This is a genomic window from Micromonospora sp. D75 (genome assembly GCF_018070405.1).
Taxonomy (GTDB): domain Bacteria; phylum Actinomycetota; class Actinomycetes; order Mycobacteriales; family Micromonosporaceae; genus Micromonospora; species Micromonospora chalcea.
The window spans coordinates 1-9,312 of the sequence record NZ_JAGPXV010000185.1; the positions used below are offsets into that span (position 1 = coordinate 1).

General features: G+C 73.9%; 7 protein-coding genes and 1 riboswitch. Of the genes, 2 read left to right on the plus strand and 5 right to left on the minus strand.

The window, feature by feature from the left end:
* On the minus strand, window positions 1-385 hold a 385-nt coding region (locus KBX39_RS13745; protein ID WP_210870883.1), incomplete at its 3' end, for an LLM class flavin-dependent oxidoreductase.
* Between the two features lie 172 nt (window positions 386-557).
* Window positions 558-703, plus strand: a riboswitch (cyclic di-AMP (ydaO/yuaA leader).
* Here KBX39_RS13745 and KBX39_RS13750 point away from each other — a divergent pair.
* Together KBX39_RS13750 and KBX39_RS13755 are read left to right on the plus strand one after the other, a co-directional pair.
* Entirely contained in the window at window positions 702-1,346 is a 645-nt protein-coding gene (locus KBX39_RS13750) for a transglycosylase family protein (protein WP_210870886.1), read from the plus strand. It overlaps the preceding riboswitch by 2 nt.
* Window positions 1,347-1,529: 183 nt before the next feature.
* Window positions 1,530-1,979, plus strand: coding sequence for a YbaB/EbfC family nucleoid-associated protein (locus KBX39_RS13755; protein ID WP_043323797.1), 450 nt, complete (start codon window positions 1,530-1,532; stop codon window positions 1,977-1,979).
* Window positions 1,980-2,113: 134 nt separating this feature from the next.
* Here KBX39_RS13755 and KBX39_RS13760 read toward each other — a convergent pair whose 3' ends face one another.
* The 4 genes from KBX39_RS13760 to KBX39_RS13775 form a co-directional block, all read right to left on the minus strand.
* Window positions 2,114-4,177 carry a M4 family metallopeptidase gene (locus KBX39_RS13760; protein ID WP_043323799.1) on the minus strand — a complete coding sequence of 688 codons (2,064 nt, stop codon included), beginning with the start codon at window positions 4,175-4,177 and terminating at the stop codon, window positions 2,114-2,116.
* Between the two features lie 404 nt (window positions 4,178-4,581).
* A complete protein-coding gene (locus tag KBX39_RS13765) occupies window positions 4,582-6,897 on the minus strand; it encodes a transglycosylase domain-containing protein (protein WP_210870888.1) in 2,316 nt (771 codons plus the stop codon).
* 192 nt (window positions 6,898-7,089) lie between these two features.
* Window positions 7,090-7,755: a hypothetical protein gene (locus KBX39_RS13770; protein ID WP_064445849.1), complete on the minus strand. Its 666-nt coding sequence runs from the start codon at window positions 7,753-7,755 to the stop codon at window positions 7,090-7,092.
* A 130-nt stretch (window positions 7,756-7,885) separates the two neighbouring features.
* Window positions 7,886-9,028, minus strand: coding sequence for a hypothetical protein (locus tag KBX39_RS13775; RefSeq protein WP_247660180.1), 1,143 nt, complete (start codon window positions 9,026-9,028; stop codon window positions 7,886-7,888).
* Between the last annotated feature and the right edge of the window lie 284 nt (window positions 9,029-9,312).

A 9,312-nucleotide genomic window follows, 5' to 3' on the forward strand; every position in this document is an offset into this window, starting at 1 on the left:
GGGCCTCGACCGCCGCGCCGGGGGACAGGCGCCGCCCGCCCGTCGCCTCGATCGCGTCCCAGAACGCACCCGCGCCGAGTCCCATCTCGACCCGGCCGCCGGTGAGCAGGTCCAGGCTGGCCACGCTGCGGGCCAGCACCACCGGCTGGCGCAGCGGCAGGTTGAGCACGTTGCCGGCCAGGCGGATGCGCTCGGTGACGGCGGCCACGTAGGACATCAGCGTCCAGGTGTCCAGGAACCCCGGCTGGTACGGGTGGTCCTGGAACGTGACCAGGTCCAGCCCGACCTGTTCGCAGAGCGTGGCCAGCGCCACCACCTGGTCGGGTTGCCCGGCGGCGGGCGTGATGAAGCCGCCGAAGGTCAGCTCGTGTCCGTGATCGGTCATCCGTCCCGCCCCTCCCGTGATCTTGCTCGGCCCTGCCACGGTAGCTCCACAGGTGGTAGCCCGGCCGGGTGAACACCGTCACAAGAAGTGGACGATCGCCGCAAACCGTCCTTAGCGTCGGTTTCGTTCGCATTCGCGGGCACCGCGGGCCGGAAACGCCAAATCCCGCCGCCGGCCCCGGTAACCGAACCTCGTGCGGGAGCGGGGGAACCACACGTTCCACGGTGCATCGTCACCTCGGGGTGAAGCCGCCACCGGCGGCCGGGCTCCTCGGCCCGAACCCGACAGCTCACCTCGTCGGCGTGGAGGAATCCACATGGCAACTGCATACTCGGCCCGAAGCCGCCGTACCGCTCTCGGAGCGGTCCTGGCCGGCGCCGCCGTCGGCGCCGCGAGCCTGTTCGGCCCGGCCGCACCGGCCAGCGCGGGCGTCAACTGGGACGCGGTCGCGCGCTGCGAGTCCGGCGGCAACTGGAAGATCAACACCGGCAACGGCTACTACGGCGGGCTCCAGTTCTCCCGCGCCACCTGGAACGGCTACGGCGGCCAGAAGTACGCCGCCCGCGCCGACCTGGCCAGCCGGTCCGAGCAGATCGCCGTCGCGGAGAAGGTGTTGCGCGGCCAGGGCATCGGCGCGTGGCCGGTCTGCGGCAAGAAGGGCGGCTCGGCGAACGCTGCGGCGACCCGGTCCGAGCGGGCGGCCCCGAAGAAGGCCACCTCGAAGAAGTCCGCCCCGAAGCGGGCCGCCACGCACAAGGCCGCGCCGGAACGGGCCGCGACGACGTCAGCGCCGCAGCCGTCGGCCGGGACGTACGTGGTCCGGCGCGGGGACACGCTGTCGGAGATCGCCGTGGCGCAGCGGGTCGACGGTGGCTGGCGTGCCCTGCACGAGCGCAATCGGGCAGTGGTCGGCGACGACCCCGGCCTGATCTTCCCCGGTCAGCGGCTGCGTCTGCGCTGATCTGGTCCGGACGCCCGGCCGGTTCCCCCGGCCGGGGCGCCCGGCCGCCCGCGACACGCCGCGCCGCCGGTGTCCGGCCTGCTCGCGGCGCCGGACGCCACCCGTGACGGCCGCTGACCGCGATTCGTCGGAGCCGGTTGCTAGGGTCACGATGATCGGCTCAGACGTGAAGAAAGCGCGGAAATGACCAACGATCCGTTCTCGGCGGCCGCGAGCATCGACGAACTGCTGACCCGCACGCAGCAGGCGCTCACCGCGATGCGCTCCCGGGCCTCGGAGCACGCCGACGGCGAGCCGGGCGACCTGCTGCGCGCCGAGGGCACCGCAGCCGACGGCCGGGTCCGCGCGGTCGCCGTTCAGGGTGGCCGGCTGGATTCCGTGACGATCGACCCGGACTTGGCCGGCGAGCCCCTCGACGTCCTCTGCGGACATGTCACCGCCGCCGCCAACGCCGCGCTGTCCGAGCTGGACGCCCGGGTCAGCGCGTCGGCGCGGGCCGACGCCGACGCGCTCGCCGCCCGGCTCGGCAGCATGGGTGACCAGGCCGAGCTGTTCGGTCGCGCGATGCACGAGGCGGCCGCGCGGATCCACCGCGACCGCGGCACGGCGTCCCAGGCCGGGCGTCCGGCCTGACCCGACCGCACACGGCCCGGCACGACGCGGCGCCGCCCCGGCACGCGGCGGCGGCCACGCGCGACGCGGCACCGCCCGGCACGACGAGGCGGCCGGCCGCCGGGAGGACGACGACCGGCCGCGCTACGCCACGGTCAGCTCAGGGTGACCGCGGTGTCGTCGACGACGAAGGACGTCTGCAGTGAGCTGTCCTCCACGCCGCTGAACGAGATGGTCGCCGTGGTGCCTGCGAGTGACGAGATGTCGAAGGACCGCTGCACGTAGCCGGTGGCCTTGTTCAGGTTGGAGTAGGTGGCCAGCGTGGTGCTGCCGGCCTTGACGGTGAGCTTGTCGTACGCGGTGCCGGTGGTCGTCTCCGCGCTGTCGATGTGCAGCCAGAAGCTGAACGTCGCGCGGCATCCGGCCGGGATCGTCACCGACTGACTGAGCGTGTCGGTGTGCGACGAGCCGTACCCGTCCAGCCACGCCTTGTACGAGCCGCCGTGCGCGGCCTGGCCGCTGTCGGTGGTGATGACGCCGGACGAGGCGGTCCAGCTCACGTTGCCCGACTCGAAGCCGGGGTTGGCGAGCTTGTTGCCGGAGCAGCCGCCCGACGGCGGGGTGGTGGTGGCGGTCGGCGTAGGCGTCGGGGTGCCGCCGGCGCAGGTCGGCTCACCCGACTGGGCCGGCACGCTGACCGCCGCCCAGGCCGCCTTGACCGCGTTGAACTCGGTGCAGCTGCTCGGGTAGAGGTTCTTCGCCGCCTGCAACGTCCAGACGCGGTACTTCAGGTAGGACGAGGACGACGTCTTCAGCAGCATGGCGTTGTACATGATCTTGATGGCCTTCTGGATGCCCAGTCCGCTCACGCTGCTGCTGTTGCAGGTCGAGCTGGACGGCTGCCCGTTGGTCGGGCTGCTGCCGTTGGCCAGCAGGTAGAACCAGTGGTTGCCGGGCCCGGCCGCGGCGTGCACCTCGGTCGACGGGATGCTGCTCGAGTAGCAGTTCGGGTCGCCGAGCGCCGACGGGTTGTACATGTTGCGGATCGGGCCGGAGCCGACCAGGTTGATCTTCTCGCCGACCAGGAAGTCCGGCGCGTCGTAGCTGGACGGCTCGTTGGCGAACCACTCGGTGGCCGCGCCGAACGTGTCCGCGACGAACTCCTGCGTGCCGCCGCCGGAGATGCCGCCGGGGGTGTTGTCGTCGATGCCGTGGCCGATCTCGTGCGCCACCACGTCCAGCGAGCCGATCCACTGACCGGCGGTGTTCTTGCCGATCTGCACCTGGCTGCCGTCGTAGTAGGCGTTCTGGTCGTTGAGGCCCACCCGGATCGGCCAGTAGCCGCCGTTGCCGTTGGCGCCGTTGCGGCCCAGCCACTGGGCGAGCATCTTGTGCTCGGTCTGCGCGGAGAACAGCGCGTCCACGCAGCCGGTTTCCTTGTTCGTGGCGGTGCCGTTGCCCCACACGTCGTCGGAGCCGCTGAACGTGGTGTTGTTCGCCGCGTCCTGGCAGCTCAGGTTCGTGACGGTCGGGTCCTTCATGGTGTACGTGGAGCCCGACTGGGTGGTGTTGAGCGTGAGCGGGCTGGGCCCGTTCCAGGCGCCGGTGCCGGTGCCGCGTACCACGTGCTCCTGCTTGCGCAGGACCGCGCCGGTACGGGCGTCGACGTCGACGGTGAGCCGGCTCGGGCCGTCCGCGCTGGTGCCGCGTACCGTGGTCTCCCAGGCCAGCGCCGGTGCGGCGCCGAGCGTGTAGACGACGAGCGTGGTGCCCTCGACGGCGCTGACGGTCTTGAGCTGGGCGCGCGCCGTGGCCGCGGCGGCGGCCTGGGTCAGCGCGGGCGTGGTGGCGAGGGCGCCGATCGGCCGCTGCTGGGCGACCGAGGCGTACTTGAGGTTGCCGGCGGAGTCGGTGGCCAGCACGAAGTCGCCGCCGACCACGGGCAGGCCCTTGTAGGTGCGCTCGTACGGCACGTACTGGGTGCCCTCGGAGGAGATGACCGGCTTCTGGACGAACGCGTCGTCGGAACCGGCCTGGAGGTAGGCGGGGCGGTTCGCGACCAGCGCGCGGGTCGAGTCGGCGGCGGCCGCTCGGGCCTGGGCCGGGTTGGGGGCGGCGGGCCCGGGTGGCGCGGCCTGCACGGCCGCGGCGGTGCCGGCGGCGATGACGCCGGCCGCCGCCGCGCCGGTGAGCGCGGCGAGGCGAGGTGAGAGTTTCACGGAGGTTTGCTCCTGTTCTACAGGCGCGCCGCACGAGCCCGGTGGGGACGGGCGGCGCGGTGGTGCGAGGCAGGGTGACGGCCGGTCACCGGAGCTGCCGGCGTGGCTCCGGGTCGACAGATCGACCGTCGCGATTCGCCGGGGGTCGGCGGTTCGCTGGTGCACAATCACACGCCGCGCGAGCCGTGAGCAATGGGTGACCTGGGCAACGGCTGGCAGTCGGGCGTGTCGCCGCGCGCGTCGTCCCAGGCAACCATGATCTTCAATAGGCCCTGATCAGGGCGAACATTGCCGACAGTGGATGGGGGCCCGTGCAAATTGCGGACGTTGCCTATGTGCGCGAATGGCGCACATAGACGCGAGGACGCCGCCGCACGCGGGCCGCCACCGCGCGGCCGGGTGCGTCAGCGCGGGCCGCGGGTCCGCGTCGGCGTGATCGTGGGCGGCGGTGGCAGCGTGGGCGTCAGCGTGGGCCGCGACGTCGGCCGCCCGGTCGGCTCCGGGCTCGGGCTGGGGCTCGACGGGGTCGGGCTCGGGCTCGGGGAGTCCGACGGTGTGGGCGCGGCGGTCGACGGCGGCGGCGCCGACGCGGTCTCCGGGGTGTCGCCGGGAAACTTCGGCTCACCGAAGCGGTACTTGCCCGGGTCGAGCTTCATCGCCTCGGTGGCCTTTGTCATGAACTGCCGCCAGATCGGCGCGGCACCGGTCGAGCCGTACACGTCGTAGCTGCCGTCGCTGGTCCGCAGCGGCTTGCCGTCGGTGGTGCCCAGCCACACGGCCGAGGCCAGCGCGCCGGTCCAGCCCACCATCCAGGTGTGCACGTTCTGCGTGGTGCTCTTCCCGGCCTGCCAGGTGCCGGTCTTGCCGGCGGAGTCCCAGCCGTTGTCCAGCTTGGCCGCCCGGACCCGGCGCAGCGTCCAGTCCAGCTGGTCGACGGCCTCCCGGTCCAGCCCGAGGTCGGTGGTGCGCAGCTGCTCGGTCCACACCTCCTCGTCGTCCTTGCTCACCGACCGGACGAAGTGGGCGTCGGCGCGCTTGCCGCCGGCCGCGAACGTGGCCATCCCGTTCGCGTGGTCCTGCACGGTGATGCCGTACTGCCCGATGCCGACCTCGGTGGAGAACCGCTTCGCCACCTCGTCGGCGGGGTCGCTGCGCAGGTCGACGCGCTGCGGCCGGGGGTTGCCCCGGACCGTCTCCCACATCGACTCCACGCCCGCCTGCCGGGCCATCTCGATCACCTTGTCCGTGCCGAGCCGCTCGGTCAGCTCGAAGTAGGTGACGTTGAGCGAGGCGACGGTGGCCTCCCAGAGCGCGCAGTCCGGCTGGCAGGGCGCCCGCTCGGCGTTGCGGATCGGCCCGGCCGCGCTGCCCTTGGTGCGCCCCGAGGCGGGGAACTCCTTGGTGTCCGGCGAGTCGAACCGCTCCTTCACCGAGATCCCGTCGCGCACGGCGGCGGCCAGGTCGTACACCTTGAACGACGACCCCGGCGGATGCTGGCCGAAGCCGCGGGCCTGGCCGTCCTCGTCGGAGTACCAGCCCGCGTAGTCCGCGCCCGAGCCCTTGTCGCCGCCGTAGTAGCCGAGCACCCGGCCGGTGCCCGGCTCCACCGCCACCAGCGCCGCCTGCCAGTTCCGCGGCTGCCCGCGCACCGCTCGCGGGGCGGTGTCGCGGCGGATGTCCGCCGCCGCCTCGGCCGCGTCCTGCACGCGCTTGTCGATGGTGGTGACGATGCGGTAGCCGCCGTCCCGGATCACCTCGTCCGGCTTGCCGCGGAACGGCTCGGTCCCGCGCAGCTCGGCCAGCACGTGGTTGACCACCAGGCCGGTCGGCCGGTCCAGGTCGGACCGGCCCGCGTCCTTGTCGATCGGCCGGACCGTGTCCGGGTACGCGAGGTCCGCCGCCTGCTGCGACGTCAGGTAGCCGAGCTTGACCATGCCGTCGCGGATGTAGTTCCACCTGTCGATCGAGTTCTGCTTGGCCAGCGCGTTGCGGCGCGGGTCGTAGCCGGGCGTGCCCTCGGGGTCGGCCGGATCCGCCTCCGGCTGCTTCACCATGGCGCAGAGCACCATCGCCTCGGCCTGGGTGAGCTGCCGCTCGGGTGGGGCGTCCCGGCGGACCGTCTTGCCGAAGTACGTCTGCGCGGCCGCCTCGATCCCGTACGCTCCCCGGCCGAACGGCACGGTGTTCAGGTAGAAGCCGAGGATCTCCTCCTTGGTGTACGCGTCGTCGAGCTTCCACGCGATCACCGCCTCGCGCAGCTTGCGGGAGTAGGTGACCCCGCGCAGGTCGGCGGCGATGCGCGCGTACTGCTGGGTGAGCGTGGACGCGCCCTGCCGCTGCCCGCCGCTCACGTTGGCCCAGGCGGCGCGCAGCACGCCCTTGAAGTCGATGCCGCGGTTGGTCCAGAAGGTCCGGTCCTCGGCCGCCACGATCGCCTGCTTGGCCGAGTCGTTCATCTGGTCGTACGGCACGATGGTGCGGTTCTGCGCGCCCAGCTTCGCCATCGGCGTGCGCCCGTCGGCGTAGAAGACGGTTGTCGACTCGGGCAGCTTCAGGTCGCTGGGCGTGGGCACGCTGTCGAAGTAGTAGCCGCCCGCGACCAGGCCGCACCCGGCCAGCAGCACGCAGACCGCGAGGACGACCGGCAGGCGCCGCCGCTTGCGCTTCGGGCTCGCGGTCGTGGCGCCGGCCGGCCCCGGGGTCTCTCCCGTTCCTCGCACCGTTACCTCCGGTCACTCGGCGAAGTCGTGCCCGGCTCGCAGGCTAACCGAGGTAGGGCGCCCGCACCGGCCGACGACGTCGGGGCAACGGATCAACCTCCGGCTCGCCGAGGCCGAGCACAGCGACGTCCCCGTGAAGGCGGCGGGCGGGAGCCGGGGCGGCCGGGTGGCCGCCCCGGCCCGGTCAACCGGTCAGCGCGCCGCCCGGTCGGCGGCCCGGCCGTCGCGGTCCGGGCGGCCGAAGCCGCGGTGACGCACCGGCCAGCGGTCGTTGCCGCCCGCACGGAACGGCGTCGACCGCCACAGCGCCCGCAGCTCGGTGCCGTCCGGGGCCGCGAAGGCCTCCCGTGCGGTGTAGCCGAGCCGCCGCAGCAACTCCTCCTGCTCCCCGGCGCACGGGTGCGCGTAGGTGGGCAGGCTGAGGGTGTCCATCCGGCGCTGCGCCCCGGCGAGCGCCTCCGCCGCACCGCCCCGGGGAGCGGCCAGCAGCGCCAGGTTGTTGTGCGGCTCGACCGGACGCCGGGCGGCGAGCGCGTCACCGAGGCGGCGGAACCGCTCCTCGTCCGGGCCGGCGGCGGCGGCGAGACGATCGGCGTACCGGTGGGGCGTCGGGATCGGCCGGTAGCGGTGGAACCACACGGTGGCGGCGCTGCCGTCGGGCAGCAGGAACGCGTCGCCGAACAGCAGCGCGTGTTCGGTCCAGATCCGCGCCACGGCGGCGAGGACCGGCAAACGGCGCGGCGCGTCGGGGACGAGCCAGGCCGCCAGGGCGGTGGGCATCAGGGCCTCGGCGACGAGATCGGCGATGCGGCCGATGTCGCACCACCGGGCGCGGGCGACGGGCAGGGCTGTGCTCATGAACGAACTCCTGTTTCACAGGCGTGATCGGGTCTGGTGCGGGCGCCGGACGACGGCGCCGCCGCGCAGGCGCGGCAGTCGGGCGGGACACGCCCGTGCTCCGGATCGCATGTGGTCCTGTGAAGTCCGCTCAGGCGGGTCTGGTGCCGGGCCGTGACGTGCGGGAGGCCGGCAGGCGTTCGTGCGACGGGCGCCCGTACTGGTGGGCGAGCGTCGGCAGCCCCCAGCGGCACGCGTCCGCGTCGGCCGCCTCGCTGTGCACCGCGCCGCCGGCATGGCTGGCGCCGTCGTACGGCTGCGGCGCGACGGGGGTCGGGGCGAAGTCGGCCGCCGTGCGGACAGCCTGTGTCGCGCTGCGCGCGGCGGCGCCCCGGGGTTCGACGGCGAAGGCACGCGCCACCGGGCCGGCGGCGACCGTAACGCTGTCGCCCACGCGGGCCGGCGCAGCCGGGCGGGCCTTCACGGCCGGATCAGCGGTGCCGGCCGGATCAGCCGGACCAGCCGGATCAGCCGGGTCGGCGGGGGCTGTCGGGTCACCGGGGTCGGTCGGGTCAGCGGGGTCGGCCGGGTCCGGCTGCGACGCCGCCGGTGGGTCGAGCAGATCGGTCACCGGGCTGAGCGGGTCGAGCACCGGGTCCAGCGGCGCGACCACCGGTTCCAGGCCCCGCCAGACCGGACCGAGAATCGGGCTCAGCGGCTCCACGACCGGGGACAGCACGTCCGCGACCGGTTCGAGCACGCCCTCCGTGACCGGGCCGGTGAGCGGGCGCAGGGCCTCCGCGACGGGCGTGAGCAGGTGATCGCGTACCGGGTAGGTGGCCGGGCGCAGGCCCTCGGTGACCGGGGTCAGCACGTGGTCGCGGACCGGCGTCACCACCGCCTCGACGACGCGGCCGGTGACCGGCGTCGTGGCGGCCGGGGCCGCCTCCGGGGGCGTCGCCACGGCCTTTCCGGGCGTGGCCGTGCCGGACGTGGGCGTGCCGGGCGCGTCAGCGCTCGGCGCGGTGGCGTCGGCGGCGGGAGCTGTCGTGCCGGATGCCGGCGCGGCGGCGGGTGTGGACTCGACACCGACGGCCCCGGACGCGGGCAGGCCGAGAACCGCGCCGAGTGTGTGGGTCAGAGTCTCCACGGTGGCCGTGAGCGGCGGACGGTCGGCGGCGTGGGCGGCCGAGCCGGCCGCCACCTCGTGCGCGCCCCAGACGGCTGCCACGCCGCCGAGCAGCAAACCGAGGCGCAGCGTGTAGTACGCCACCCACCCGATCCGTCGCGTCATCGCACACCCTCCGGATCCGCGCCCGGCGGCGCGGATCATCGTCCGCACTGTACCGAACGTGGCCGTCCGGGCACAGTACGCCGCGAATCGGTTTCGGGCGCGTCGCGCCGGGCGCAGGCGTGGGACGCGCGCGCTCCGGGTACAGCGGAACCATGAACACGAGCACGGCCGAGCGCCCGGCCACCGCCCCCGCCGCGCCCCCGGCCGGTGTGGTCGCCGTCGTCGCCCATCGGAAGAAGACGTTCGGGGGAGGGCTCGACGAGCTGCGCTCCCGGCTCGTCGCC

Bases quoted from the DNA above. Each gene is read 5' to 3' on its own strand.
- KBX39_RS13770 (WP_064445849.1), bottom strand. From the start codon at position 7,755: ATGAGCACAGCCCTGCCCGTCGCCCGCGCCCGGTGGTGCGACATCGGC.
- KBX39_RS13750 (WP_210870886.1), top strand. From the start codon at position 702: ATGGCAACTGCATACTCGGCCCGAAGCCGCCGTACCGCTCTCGGAGCG.
- KBX39_RS13775 (WP_247660180.1), bottom strand. From the start codon at position 9,028: ATGACGCGACGGATCGGGTGGGTGGCGTACTACACGCTGCGCCTCGGT.
- KBX39_RS13755 (WP_043323797.1), top strand. From the start codon at position 1,530: ATGACCAACGATCCGTTCTCGGCGGCCGCGAGCATCGACGAACTGCTG.